The organism is Algoriphagus confluentis, assembly GCF_036245625.1.
Classification (GTDB): Bacteria; Bacteroidota; Bacteroidia; order Cytophagales; family Cyclobacteriaceae; genus Algoriphagus; species Algoriphagus confluentis.
Window position 1 is genome coordinate 29154 of sequence record NZ_BTPD01000008.1, and the last position, 12452, is coordinate 41605.

Here is a 12452-nt window from a genome sequence, read left to right on the forward strand (position 1 = left end):
GGTTTTTACACTTTTAAGAAAAAGATTTACTCTATTCCTTAAAATCGAAGGATTTAGAAACTCTTCCCTTACCATTCACTTTTTTAAGGTGTCTGCCTTTTTTTATTGTTTAGCCTGTATCCAAAATTAATTTCAAAATTGATTGGCAACCAACCATCTGAACCTGTAAGGTCAAAATAGTAAACTGGCCCTAAACTTCCCAATAAGGTCCAACGCTCATAGTCCCGCTTAAATCCCCAAGTTGGGCCAACGGCCATACTATAGTTCTCGTTGGTTCGGACATTCCCCGCAATCCTTGGACCGTAGAAGAGATAACGCAGCGCCACAAATTTTTTACTTTTTCTACTTCCTGAACTCACCTTGTCCAGGTTGTAGTATTTTCTACCTTGGACATCCAGAAATGGGGCTATCTGACCTTGGAATCCATTCTCTCCAAACATGGTATTCAACTCTGGATAAGATCCATTATACCCGATTCCAACATTGATTTCTAATGTTGTTGTTTTTCCTGTCGGGGTTTCCCATGCGATTCCCGGATTCAACACATTGAGCCGTATTTGTTTTTCTTCCTGTCCAAAGGCGAAGCCTGAAAAAAAGAGAAAAAGGGGTAAAACAAGAGTTAATTTCTTAGTCATTCAATTCTTTGGTTATTCTAATTCCTTTTAATTCACCTAAAAACACCGAAGCACCATAAACTGAAGCTGCCTCGATATCATACATTTTCTTTGCAGAAGATAAAGTAGGTTCAATCACATCTTTTGAAAAGGAATCAAAGGTTCCTATCCCATTGGATGATTTATAGGTGATTCCATAAAACCGATCAATAACAAAACTCAACTCGTTAATATTTTGACCCGAAATTTCATGCCTCGATATGGCCATTTTTATTTCATCTGGAAAAACTACCCGGTATGTTTTTACATGCTCCTGCTTGATTTCATAGGAAGCAGAGACAAAATACTGCTCGGCCTCAGTCCAGATTTCTTTTGTAATCTTAGAATAGGAAGCCTTAAGGATCTTTTTAAGCATTTTTTCAAGCGTGGAATAGGAAATTGGCTGAACTCCTAAAAAGGGTATTCTGACACTAGTTAAATTTCCGCTGGGTAAATCAAAATTGGTGAACTTCAAAATCTCCTGAGATACTTTCTTACTAGGAAAATTTTGGTATCCAATGGGCATAGAATAAGGAACCTTTATATTTAGTAATAATCCATCCCAACCTAGTACAAGTTTTTCGGCCTTTACATTGTTAGTCAAAGCCCAAATTCCAGTCCAACCTTTCTTTTGAAGTTTAGCATTTAGTCCTACTGTCCTATAAAAAAAATAATTAAAGTCGTATAGTTTTACCCTTAGCCTAAATGTTGTGTTGTAATTTTGGGTAAAATCTGAATTACCTCCAAAAGCACTTTCAAAAATTTTACCAACCGCAGTCTTTGCCCCATAATTGTAATTTGTAAATTTTTGATAATCGCCTTTTGGAAGAGCATATTGAGGCTGGGGTGCGAGAACAAGGAAGTCATTTGCCTGATATATTATATTTTCTGAAGGAACAGGAGTTGTGGTGGTTTGCGAACTGCCACCCCCAAATGTATCTTCAAAATAAACATCATCACCTCCTTCGATGCCAGCTAAAGTTCCGCTTGAAACTCTGGCATTTTGCTTACTTTCTTTTTCAAAATGAGAAACAACCTTCAAAAGGTTTTCATAATTATCATTTCTAGTGTAGAAAGTCCCGAAAGGGGTGACCTTAAAAATGGTTTTCTCTAATTCAATTTCCATTTTATCATTGAGAAAAAGCCTTAGAGACATATCTGGTACTAATTCAGAAATAGAATCTACCAGAGTTTCTGCAGGAATTGACCGAAAATTAGGGGATAATTGATCCAAATTATTTTCCAAGGCCTGAGAAAGACTTAAAAAGTTTGGAAATTCTTTTTTCTTAACTTGAAAATCTTGTCCCCCTGAATGGATATTTTCATGATTCACCCTTGAAATCAAATCTTCAAATTCGGCTTTTGATTCAAAAATCAATCTGTCACTCGATGATGATAGGTCGGGTTCATTTTTATCAGCAAAAGGAATTTCAGAACAACTAAAAAGAAGAGAGGTTATGGATAAAAGCAACCCTCGGCTAATTAAGTTTGTGTTTTGTGTTTTCATAAAAATTTGTTTAAGAACGCATCCAATATATCTATCAAAAAACCCTTTAAAAATACCCTATATAGGGTATTTTTAAAAGGTTTTTAAAAAAAACAGACCTGTCTGGTTTTCAAAACCTAACAGGCCTAATGGAAAAAAACCGCCAAAAAAAATTCATTCTGACGGCTTTTTAAAATCCGAAATCAAAAATCCGGAATCAAATCTTCTCAAATATCCTTCTAAAGCTCGTCGCCTCAGCGATTCGGCCATGAAGCTCAGAGATAGCTACACGCTCCTGTTCGGTGGTGTCCCGGTGACGGATGGTGACAGTATTGTCTTCCAAGGTCTGATGATCTACCGCAATACAGAATGGTGTTCCGATCAAGTCCTGACGGGTATAGCGCTTGCCGATGGATCCGGAATCTTCGTAGATGATATTGAAATCGTACTTCAGCAAGTTGACGATTTCTTGGGCTTTCTCAGGAAGTCCATCTTTTTTCACGATAGGAAGGATGGCTGCCTTAACCGGGGCTACTGCTGGATGGAACTTCAGGTAGGTTCTGCTTTTCTCCTCTGTTTTCTCCTCTGTATAAGCATTGCAAAGCGTCAACAAGAACAATCGATCTGCTCCAATCGAGGTCTCGATCACGTAGGGGATGTAGTTTTGGATGATCTCCGGATCAAAGTACTGCTGCTTTTTCTTGGAGTATTCCTGATGAGATTTCAAGTCAAAGTCGGTTCTTGAGTGGATGCCTTCCACCTCTTTGAATCCAAACGGAAACTCAAACTCAATGTCCATCGCTGCATTGGCGTAGTGTGCCAACTTTTCGTGGTCGTGCTTGCGGAGCTTTGCAGCAGGCGTACCCAAAGCCAAATGCCATCTCATTCGGGTGTCGGCCCACTTCTGATACCAATCGAGCTCGGTGCCAGGGCGTACGAAGAACTGCATTTCCATTTGCTCAAATTCCCGCATACGGAAGATAAACTGACGGGCTACGATCTCGTTTCTGAAGGCTTTTCCGATTTGAGCAATTCCAAAAGGAACTTTCATTCGTGCCGTTTTCTGCACATTGAGGAAGTTGACAAAGATCCCCTGAGCTGTCTCCGGACGTAGGTAGATAGTCGAAGCATCTTCCGCTACCGAGCCCACTTGGGTGGAAAACATCAAGTTAAACTGACGTACATCGGTCCAGTTGGAAGTACCGGAGATTGGGCATTTGATGCCTTCGTTGGTGATCAGATCACGCACGCCAGCTAAGTCCTCAGCTTCCAGCAATCTCGCCAAAGCAGCGGTCAGAGACTTGGCTTTTTCCACCTGTCCTTCATTTTCCAGCTTGGCAGCATGTTCTTCCACTAGCACATCTGCACGATAGCGTTTTTTGCTGTCCTTGTTGTCGATCATGGGATCGTTGAAAGAGTCCACGTGACCGGATGCTTTCCAAGTAGTTGGATGCATAAAAATCGCTGCATCGATCCCAACAATATTGCCGGATACGCGGGTCATGGTTTCCCACCACAAGCGCTTGAGGTTGTTTTTTAATTCTACTCCATAAGCCCCGTAATCGTACACAGCTTGCAAGCCGTCATAGATTTCAGAACTAGGGTATACAAATCCATACTCTTTGGCATGGGAAATTATATCTTTCAATTGGGCGTTTTCGCCGGGAGTTTCTGTCTTTGCCATAGGGCGCAAAAATAAGGAAACAAATTGATTTCAAACGTCAAGAACCAAAAGGTATCTCACGAAAATTTGGCTTCTTAAAAAGCAAAAAAACCTCAAAATCATCGATTTTAAGGCCTATTTTAAAATCAATTAGACTACCTAATCGTATACTTAAACCCTATCCCCCCTCTTAGGTAATTTCCATATTCGTTATAAAAAATGGGGGCAACCTCTATCAGAAACCCAAAGTTTTTATTGTTGAAGGGCTTGATCAGCGCGCCTACCGGAATCGCAAAATAAGTCTCATCGTAGTAGCGATCCTTTCGAGGATGGTAATGATCAAAGAGTCCGAGGCCAAGTCCAAAATAAGCGTTTACCTCACTTTTTTGGACAAAATTATAGGCCCCGACCAATTCCAGTCCCAACTCTCTTCCCAGACCCAACCTACCGTCAAAAAAGAGGGTTTTGTCCGGATTGGTGCCTACAGTGATGAAGTTGCGGGTATTTTGAAGATTGATCCCCACACTGACTTGTGCCGAGGAAAGCTTAACCAGTCCCAAAAGAAATAGGGATAGCATGAGCAGCTTTTTCATGGTAAATAACAGATTGGTTTGGAATCTCCTCTTGGCAAAGTCCAAGCCAATTTTGCTTACCAAGCTCCTTCTTCCCGATGGATTTTTCTGCCTTCCTTGGAGGAAATAAAGGCTGCTTCTATCAGTTTCAGGACTACAATCGTCTGGTTTACAGTCACTAGAAGCTTTTCACCTTTCAGAATTGCATCGGCTACATTTTGATAAAAAATGCGGTAGTCCCCTTTTTCAGTTGGAAGCGGGCGCGCTTCATTTTCAAGATAGAGCTTGCCCCAACGCTCTTCCGGTTCTACTCCCCAATTATCCCCTTCGGGTCTTTTTCCATCCTTGAAAGCCTGCTCCTGTACATCCAGAAAAAACTTTTGGTAGCTTCCTTTTTCTCCCAAAAGCAAAAACTTGGGGGTCGCCACATTGACCAAAACTCCCGCAGTCACTCGGGCTTTGAAGCCAGGATAAAAAAGTGAAATATCAAAGTAATCATCAGATACTGCATGAGTGCGCTGTTTTTGGATATCTGCAAAGATGCTGTCAGGTGCACCGAAAAGGAGAACAAGCTGATCGATCAGATGAACCCCCAGATCATAGGTAATTCCATTGCCGGGGACGTCTTTTTCCCGCCAGTTTTCGGAGATCTGAGGTCGGAATCGGTCAAAATGTGACTCCACATAGACCAATCTTCCCAAAGTCCCCTCAGCTACTAGTTTTTGAAGGGTCCGGAAGTCTCCGTCGTATCGGCGATTGTGGAAAACACTGCATACCAGTCCTTTTTCTGAGGCGATCTTTTGAAGCTCCTCTGCCTCCCAAGAGTGAACGGTCACCGGCTTATCGACCACCACATGCTTTCCTGCGAGGAGGCATTGCTTGGCCATCGAAAAGTGGAATTCATTGGGCGTGGTGATGCAAATCAAATCAGCAGCATCTGCAAGCAGCAACTCATCGAGACTTCGGAAAGTCTTGACATTAGGGTATTTTTTCTCGCACTTGTTTGTACTGCGCTCTACGACGGCCACCAAGTCCAAATCAGGACAGACATCGATAAGCGGAGCGTGCATTTTTTCAGCTACGGAGCCGTAGCCGACTAAAGCGGTTCGAATAGGAGGATTCATAGGAAATTCACAAATTCATTTCCTTGGCCTTATTGAGCAAATCGACCATGGAATTGACCTGAAGTTTTTGATTGATGTTTTTACGGTGAGTTTCAATGGTCTGTATGCTGAGGTTCAGCGAATCGGCAATATCTTTATTGATCATGCCTTCAGTGATCATTTTAAGAATTTGGGTTTCCCGGCGAGAGAGCCTGTATTTTTCCCTAAACCCATCAAAAAAAGGACCCTGCTTAGATTGCTGAATCACCCGGTCAAAATTTTTGATATACCTTCCTTCATACACTTCGGTAATCGAGAAAATCAATTCGTCCGGATCGGCATCTTTGAGGATGAAGGCATCAGCACCGAAAGCTACTGCGTCTTTGAAAATTTTTTCGTCGTCGTACATGGACAAGACGATCACTTTGATTCCCGGGTGGTGTTTTTTGCAATGCTTAAGCACCTCAAAACCGTTCACCACTGGCATATTGAGATCGGTGAGCACAATGTCCACCTCATTTTCCTCCAGGTATTCCAAAAGCTCTTTGCCGTTGGGAAATACCTCCTGAACCAAAAAACCCTCATGCTCTTCGATCAAGCCCTCAAGGGCTTTGGCAAACAATTTATGATCATCTGCTAGGGCAATCCGAATCATTGGAAAAAGGTTAGGGTGATTTTTGGTTGACAATTCACTAAGAACTTCTTAAAAATAAGGTTGAATTTTCATTTTGCAAAGGGAATTCCCAATAGCGGATAAAAAGGTTCCTATTTTGGCGGGTATTGTCCGGATTGCATCTGTCCGCTTGTCCATTTTTTCTGTCCGCCATCGGGGTTTGAGTGTACGAAAGCGTACAGATATTTTTGGCAAACCCGTCTAAATCAACGGTTTTGGCCTGTTTTCATTTTGGGACTGCTTTTGGCATTAACTCTCATACGAAAACAAACCAACTTATTTACTGCCATGAATACTTCAATCTTTTCCCAAAAAAACGTCTGTGCGGCTCTGGGTTTTGCCATGGCAATTACCATTGTCCTCAAAGCAAAAGCTGAAACTCAACTAGCACAGCAAACTGCCCGATTTGAAATCACTAAACCAACTACTCCACAAATCGGAACCATAGCTACTCCCGGTCCTGAACTTCTTCAGGTAGACATTTATAAAACTCAGCCTGCCCCCGCGCATACGGCGCCTGAGGTGGGATAAAGAGTGACTCGTAAGGGTTAATTTGGTTGATTGTTTGGTTACAAAAAAGAGACGGGTTTTACCTGTCTCTTTTTTTGTTTGAAGCAAAGCAGGATTTAAACTCTAGCTTATTGCTCCGCATCTATTTTTGATATTTAACTTTCAGTGATGGTATTCAATTTAGCCAAAAAGCTGTTGTAGTATTGCCTTCCGACCTGGACCACTGCTCCGTTTTTGAGGTTGATATCTTTGGTATTGAAGCTTTCGATCTGTCCCAATTGTACAATGAAAGACTTTTGCACTCTCAGGAAAAGGTGGGAAGGAAGAATTTCTTCGATTTCCTTCATGGATTTGCGGATGCTGTAATCCCTGTTTTTAGTAAAGATGGTAACCATGTTTCCATTGGCCTCCACGTAATACAAGTCTTCGTATTGCACCCGCTCAAAAGCATTGTCCGCTTTGATAAATACGGCATCATCCACCAAAAACGGGCTTTCATTGCCGACCTTGACTACGGCTGCTTCCGGAGCAGGCTTTGTCCGCTTATTGTACAGGACGATTTCTACAATCGCGTGAATGTCATTTGTGTTGAAGGGCTTTACAATAAACCCTGCCGGAGCAATTCGCTTGGCCCTTTCGATAATCGTTGGGTCACTGTATGAAGTCACAAAGACCAAAGGAGCATCGACCATTTGCTTGACTATTTCCCCCAATTCGATCCCGTCCTTGTCGCCCTTTAGCTTGATGTCCATGAAAATGAGATCAGGACGATATTTCTTGATGATCTTGATACACTGATTGGCAGAATTGGCGATATCAATATTGACATAGCCCAGGAGTTCTAATATTTCCTGAATGTTTTCTGCGATGCTGATTTCATCTTCTACGATCAGTATTCTTTCGTCTTTCATAGGGCAATAGCGATAGTGCTTTGATGTGTAAACTAAAAGTGAACACCTTTAGTGAAACTAATGTCCAAATTTTCTTTCGAAAATCAAATGCTTTTTTTTGCCTATGAAATCAAAGACTCATCATTTCTTTGAATCTAGCAGCCTGTCTTCGGCTCACTTCGATCCGGTCTCCTCCACGAAGAGTCACTACCAAGCCTCCGTTAAACCAAGGCTCGATCGCTTCCACCCAACCCAAATTAATGATGTGTTTTCGGCTTGCCCTAAAGAATGACTTCTCATCCAGCCTGTCATCCAAGGCATTGAGGGATTTGTGAATCATCGGCTTGAAATTGTCGAAATAGACTTTAATGTAGTTTCCGTCTGATTCAAAAAGACGCACATTCGAAAGTCTCACAAACCAGCAACGGTCTCCGTCTTTGACAAAAACCTGATCATCGAGAGTAAGTTTTTTATTGTTCTGGTACCCTCCGTTTTCCTGATTTTTGGCAGCTCCTTCGATTTTTCCGATCAGTCGGTTGATCGCTTCCTCCAATCGCTTGGGCTCAATCGGCTTCAGGAGGTAGTCCAGAGCATTGACCTGAAAAGCCTTGAGTGCATATTCGTCATATGCGGTTGTGAATATGACATGAGGTACATGATCAAGCTCCTCCAAAAGATCAAAGCCCGTCTTTTCAGGCATTTGGATATCCAAAAAAAGGACATCCGGCTGAAGCTGTTCGATTTTCTCTTTGGCATCATCCACATTGACTGCTTCACCCACTACCTCAACGGTTTCGAGTTGGTTTAGCAGAGTGATCAGCTCTTTTCTGGCCAATCTTTCGTCATCAATTACAATTGCTCTCATTATTATAGGCTTTCGTTATTCTAAAGTAACTCTTTGTTTCGGAATTTTGATTTCGGTTATGACAAATTGGTTTCCCGAGTTGAAGATCCGGAAACTGGACCTATCCCCGTAGAGGAGTTTCAGCCGCTGCTTGGTATTTTCCAATCCATGTCCCCCTTCTTTTTTCTTTTCTTTTGACTTTTGGTTGGTCAGATACCCGCTGTTTTTCACTTGAATATACAATTCGTCCTGGAGACCTTCCCTGCATTTGATCTCGATCAGGCCCCCTTTGACCAAATTAGAAATCCCATGCTTGATAGCGTTCTCCACAATAGTCTGCAGCATCATGGGGGGAATCTTGTAAGAATAGGCCTCATCTTCGATCAGGTAGACCACTTCCAGCCTCTCCTCAAATCGGATAGACTCCAAAGCCAGGTAATCTTTGACTGTCTCCAACTCATCCCCAAAGTCAATCACCTGCTTTTTGTCCATCATTAGAGAAAACCGGAGCATGTTGGAAATACGAGTTATGGCTGTCTTTGCTTTTTCAGGGTCTTCGTCCACCAAAGCCCTCACCGAGTTCAACGCATTGAATATAAAATGGGGGTTGAGCTGACTTTTCAGGTGATTGAGCCGGATTTCATTGATTTTGGCCTCGTACTTCAGGCTGTTGTTGTAATTGTCCAAAAAGTGAAATAGGAAGTAAAGCAGAAACCAAAAGGAGTAATAGAGAAAGCTGACAAAAAGGTTGACCACAATCACCAAAGCCCGAAAATCCTCTCCGGGATTCAGGGTTCCAAAGGCAATGTTGATCAGAATTTGCGCCAGCACATTGACTACCGCCAATGAAAGTAAGGCCAATAAAGTCTGAACCAAAAGCCGGAAAATTCCCAGCTTGAACCACTCGTATGTTTTCACCACATGCCTTAGGGCATGAGTAGACAGTAGGTAAAAACATGCAAGGGAAACAAATGCCCAAAGCTGAACTGAGGAAATCCCCTGAGAAAGCGATGCAAAAAATATGTTGACAAAGGCGAAGCTTCCCCAACCGATGATCTGCAAAATCCAGTACAGCCTGACTCTGTTCATAGTAAGGTCAAATATAGGTCACCCAAAAATTCCCCATATCTTAATTTGATAAAAGGGCGAGTGGGTTGATTTGGGCGTCAATTTGAGCGATTGAGCTCCATGGCAAGAAATTTCCCGGTATGGCTTTGGGGATGAGCTGCCACTTTTTCCGGCGTGCCACTGACTACAATGGACCCACCGGCATTGCCTCCTTCGGGACCCAGATCTACTACATAATCTGCCATTTTGATTACGTCCAGGTTATGCTCGATGACCAAGACGGTATTTCCCTTGTCCACCAACTTCTGCAACACGCCCATGAGTAAATCTATGTCCTGAAAGTGCAGGCCTGTTGTGGGTTCATCGAGGATATAAAAGGTCTTCCCGGTATCCTTCTTGGAGAGCTCTGTAGCTAACTTGACACGCTGAGCCTCCCCTCCGGAAAGCGTGGTGGCGTGCTGTCCCAAAGTGATGTACCCAAGTCCGACATCATTGAGCGTCCTGATCTTTCGGAGGATCTTGGGCTGATTCGCAAAGAACTCTACTGCTTGCTCGACAGTCATATCCAGTACATCCGAGATGGATTTTCCTTTAAACCTCACCTCTAAAGTCTCTCGGTTATATCGCTTGCCTTTGCAGGTTTCGCAAGGGATATGCACATCCGGGAGAAAGTCCATTTCGATCAGTTTCATCCCGGCTCCTTCACAGTCCTCACATCTCCCGCCTTTCACATTGAAAGAGAATCTTCCCGGCTTATAGCCTCGGATTTTGGCCTCAGGAAGCTCAGTAAAGAGCGTTCGAATATCTGAAAACACACCCGTGTAAGTAGCCGGATTGGAGCGGGGGGTCCGACCGATCGGGCTTTGATCCACCTCGATTACTTTATCCAAATGATCCAATCCTTCTATGCTCTGATAAGGCATGGGCTCCTTTTTGGAGTTATAAAACTGCCTGTTAAGAATGGGGTAAAGGGTCTCGTGAATCAGGGTGCTTTTCCCACTTCCGGATACTCCTGTTATCAAAATCAAAGTTCCCAATGGAAGCTCCAAATCGACTTTTTTCAGATTGTTTCCGCTGGCACCTTTGAGGGTAAGAAACTGGCCTTTCCCGGGTCTTCTTTTTTTGGGAACCTCCATGCCCAACTTTCCGCTGAGATATCGGGAAGTCACAGAGCCGTTGTTGAAAATATCCTCCGGGTGTCCTGCTGCTACCACATGCCCTCCATGTCTGCCGGCGCCGGGCCCCATGTCCAAGACAAAGTCCGATTCCAGCATCATGTCCTTGTCATGCTCTACCACCAGGACGGAATTTCCCAAATCCCTCAGGCTTTGGAGAGCTTTGATCAGCTTGACATTGTCCCGCTGATGCAGGCCGATACTTGGTTCGTCCAAAATGTAAAGCACTCCGACCAACTGAGTTCCAATCTGTGTGGCCAGCCGAATCCGCTGGGCTTCTCCGCCGGAGAGGGTCTTCAGCGGGCGATTGAGCGAAAGGTAATCCAGCCCGATATCCATCAGGAATCCGATTCTTTTTCGAATTTCTTTCAAGACCTCCACTCCGATGATTTGTTGTTTTTCGGTCATTCGGCTCTCCAAGTCTACAAACCAATCGGATAAGCCACCGATATCCATCATGGCCAGCTGTCCGATATGCTTTTCATCGATTTTGAAGTGCAGTGCTTCCTTCTTCAGACGGTATCCTTCACAGTCAGGGCAAGTCTGGGTAATAGTAAATTCGGAAACCCAATCCTGAATTTTATCCGAACTTCCTTCTTGGTATTTCTGGAGGAAATTGACAATCCCCTCGAATGTGGTGTGCCACTTGGTCCCGGGATATTTTACCGAGTCTACCGCTACTTCGACTTTGTCCCCGTAGAGCAAAACCTCCACGACCTTTTCCGGAAGGTTTTTAATGGGCGTGCTCATGGAGCATTTGTAATGCTTCAGGATGGCCTCAATCTTTTTAAATATCCAGATATCCCTATACTCTCCCAAAGGAGCAATACCTCCTCGGGTAATACTCAGATTGGGATCGGGGATGATACTCTCCCGGGTGATTTCTTCTGTAATTCCAAGCCCATTGCAGGTAGGGCAGGCTCCGTACGGGGAGTTGAATGAAAAGGTATTCGGTGCCGGTTCGTCATAGGACAATCCTGTCTCGGGATCCATCAGATACTTGGAAAAATGATGGATGTCTCCGTTTTCTTCACGGATCATGATCACCCCTTTGCCATGCTGAAGAGCAGACTTGAGCGATTGGGTGATTCGAAACCGGTCCGATTCCTCCGCTACGATTCGGTCAATTACAATCTCGATATCGTGAATTTTGTATCGGTCCACCTGCATTTTCGGAACCAACTCCATGACTACCCCATCTACCCTGACTTTGGAAAAGCCCATTTTTCGGATTTGCTCGAAAAGCTCCCGATAGTGTCCCTTTCGGCCTTTGACGACGGGGGCGAGGATGTATAATTTTTTCCCCTGAAACTTGGAGAAAAGCTGCTCAATGATCTGATCCTCGGTCTGCCGGATCATTTTTTTCCCTGTAAGGTAGGAATACGCCTCTCCCGCTCTCGCAAAAAGCAAGCGCATAAAATCATAAATCTCAGTCACCGTCCCTACTGTGGACCGGGGATTTTTGGAGGTGGTCTTTTGCTCGATGGCAATGACCGGTGACAGGCCGTTGATCTTATCCACATCCGGGCGCTCCAATCCCCCCAAAAATGAGCGTGCATAGGCAGAAAAGCTTTCCATGTACCTTCTTTGCCCTTCTGCATAGATGGTGTCAAAAGCCAGAGAGCTTTTGCCGCTACCGGATAGCCCGGTCACCACAACCAGCTTGTTGCGGGGGATGCGTATGTCCAGATTTTTGAGATTATGTTCTCTGGCTCCGAAAATTTCAATAAACTCTTCGGTTCCAGCAGGGGATTTACTCATTGGAATAGGGAAAATTTCAAACGGCGAAGTTACGATTTTTTGGGCGGAAGACCG

Annotated in this window: 11 protein-coding genes; 1 reads left to right on the forward strand and 10 read right to left on the reverse strand. The window is 43.7% G+C overall.

Going from position 1 to position 12452, the window contains the following annotated elements; genetic code table 11:
- Positions 1 to 83: 83 nt before the first annotated feature.
- The 6 genes from AAA943_RS12900 to AAA943_RS12925 all read right to left on the reverse strand — a co-directional run bounded on the left by AAA943_RS12900 (position 84) and on the right by AAA943_RS12925 (position 6132).
- Positions 84 to 635, reverse strand: coding sequence for a hypothetical protein (locus tag AAA943_RS12900; RefSeq protein WP_338224673.1), 552 nt, complete (start codon positions 633 to 635; stop codon positions 84 to 86).
- On the reverse strand, positions 628 to 2160 hold the full coding sequence (locus tag AAA943_RS12905; protein WP_338224674.1) for a hypothetical protein: 1533 nt from the start codon (positions 2158 to 2160) through the stop codon (positions 628 to 630). The genes AAA943_RS12900 and AAA943_RS12905 overlap by 8 nt, the downstream gene beginning before the upstream one ends.
- Before the next feature lie 196 nt (positions 2161 to 2356).
- Positions 2357 to 3823 (reverse strand): glycine--tRNA ligase, encoded by a 1467-nt coding sequence (locus AAA943_RS12910; protein WP_338224675.1) that lies wholly within the window; start codon positions 3821 to 3823, stop codon positions 2357 to 2359.
- Between the two features lie 134 nt (positions 3824 to 3957).
- Positions 3958 to 4395: an outer membrane insertion C- signal gene (locus AAA943_RS12915; protein WP_338224676.1), complete on the reverse strand. Its 438-nt coding sequence runs from the start codon at positions 4393 to 4395 to the stop codon at positions 3958 to 3960.
- Positions 4396 to 4451: 56 nt separating this feature from the next.
- Positions 4452 to 5498, reverse strand: a complete 1047-nt coding sequence (locus AAA943_RS12920) for a Gfo/Idh/MocA family oxidoreductase (RefSeq protein WP_338224677.1) — start codon at positions 5496 to 5498, stop codon at positions 4452 to 4454.
- Positions 5499 to 5505: 7 nt separating this feature from the next.
- A complete protein-coding gene (locus AAA943_RS12925; protein ID WP_338224678.1) occupies positions 5506 to 6132 on the reverse strand; it encodes a response regulator in 627 nt (208 codons plus the stop codon).
- Between the two features lie 306 nt (positions 6133 to 6438).
- Between AAA943_RS12925 and AAA943_RS12930 the strand changes: the two genes are divergently transcribed.
- On the forward strand, positions 6439 to 6681 hold the full coding sequence (locus AAA943_RS12930) for a hypothetical protein (RefSeq protein ID WP_338224679.1): 243 nt from the start codon (positions 6439 to 6441) through the stop codon (positions 6679 to 6681).
- Between the two features lie 134 nt (positions 6682 to 6815).
- On the opposite strand, the gene AAA943_RS12935 is transcribed toward AAA943_RS12930, so the two are convergent.
- From AAA943_RS12935 to uvrA, 4 genes are all read right to left on the reverse strand, one after another.
- Positions 6816 to 7571 carry a LytR/AlgR family response regulator transcription factor gene (locus tag AAA943_RS12935; protein ID WP_338220459.1) on the reverse strand — a complete coding sequence of 252 codons (756 nt, stop codon included), beginning with the start codon at positions 7569 to 7571 and terminating at the stop codon, positions 6816 to 6818.
- 109 nt (positions 7572 to 7680) lie between these two features.
- A complete protein-coding gene (locus AAA943_RS12940; protein WP_338224680.1) occupies positions 7681 to 8415 on the reverse strand; it encodes a LytR/AlgR family response regulator transcription factor in 735 nt (244 codons plus the stop codon).
- Positions 8416 to 8430: 15 nt separating this feature from the next.
- Complete coding sequence (locus AAA943_RS12945; RefSeq protein WP_338224681.1) at positions 8431 to 9483, reverse strand: sensor histidine kinase; 1053 nt, start codon at positions 9481 to 9483, stop codon at positions 8431 to 8433.
- A gap of 77 nt (positions 9484 to 9560) precedes the next feature.
- Positions 9561 to 12398: an excinuclease ABC subunit UvrA gene (gene uvrA, locus AAA943_RS12950; RefSeq protein ID WP_338224682.1), complete on the reverse strand. Its 2838-nt coding sequence runs from the start codon at positions 12396 to 12398 to the stop codon at positions 9561 to 9563.
- Positions 12399 to 12452: the final 54 nt, after the last annotated feature.

Coding starts and splice junctions, on each gene's coding strand:
- AAA943_RS12945 (WP_338224681.1), bottom strand. CDS start 9,483: ATGAACAGAGTCAGGCTGTACTGGATTTTGCAGATCATCGGTTGGGGA.
- AAA943_RS12935 (WP_338220459.1), bottom strand. CDS start 7,571: ATGAAAGACGAAAGAATACTGATCGTAGAAGATGAAATCAGCATCGCA.
- AAA943_RS12905 (WP_338224674.1), bottom strand. CDS start 2,160: ATGAAAACACAAAACACAAACTTAATTAGCCGAGGGTTGCTTTTATCC.
- AAA943_RS12910 (WP_338224675.1), bottom strand. CDS start 3,823: ATGGCAAAGACAGAAACTCCCGGCGAAAACGCCCAATTGAAAGATATA.
- AAA943_RS12900 (WP_338224673.1), bottom strand. CDS start 635: ATGACTAAGAAATTAACTCTTGTTTTACCCCTTTTTCTCTTTTTTTCA.
- AAA943_RS12925 (WP_338224678.1), bottom strand. CDS start 6,132: ATGATTCGGATTGCCCTAGCAGATGATCATAAATTGTTTGCCAAAGCC.
- AAA943_RS12915 (WP_338224676.1), bottom strand. CDS start 4,395: ATGAAAAAGCTGCTCATGCTATCCCTATTTCTTTTGGGACTGGTTAAG.
- AAA943_RS12930 (WP_338224679.1), top strand. CDS start 6,439: ATGAATACTTCAATCTTTTCCCAAAAAAACGTCTGTGCGGCTCTGGGT.
- uvrA (WP_338224682.1), bottom strand. CDS start 12,398: ATGAGTAAATCCCCTGCTGGAACCGAAGAGTTTATTGAAATTTTCGGA.
- AAA943_RS12920 (WP_338224677.1), bottom strand. CDS start 5,498: ATGAATCCTCCTATTCGAACCGCTTTAGTCGGCTACGGCTCCGTAGCT.
- AAA943_RS12940 (WP_338224680.1), bottom strand. CDS start 8,415: ATGAGAGCAATTGTAATTGATGACGAAAGATTGGCCAGAAAAGAGCTG.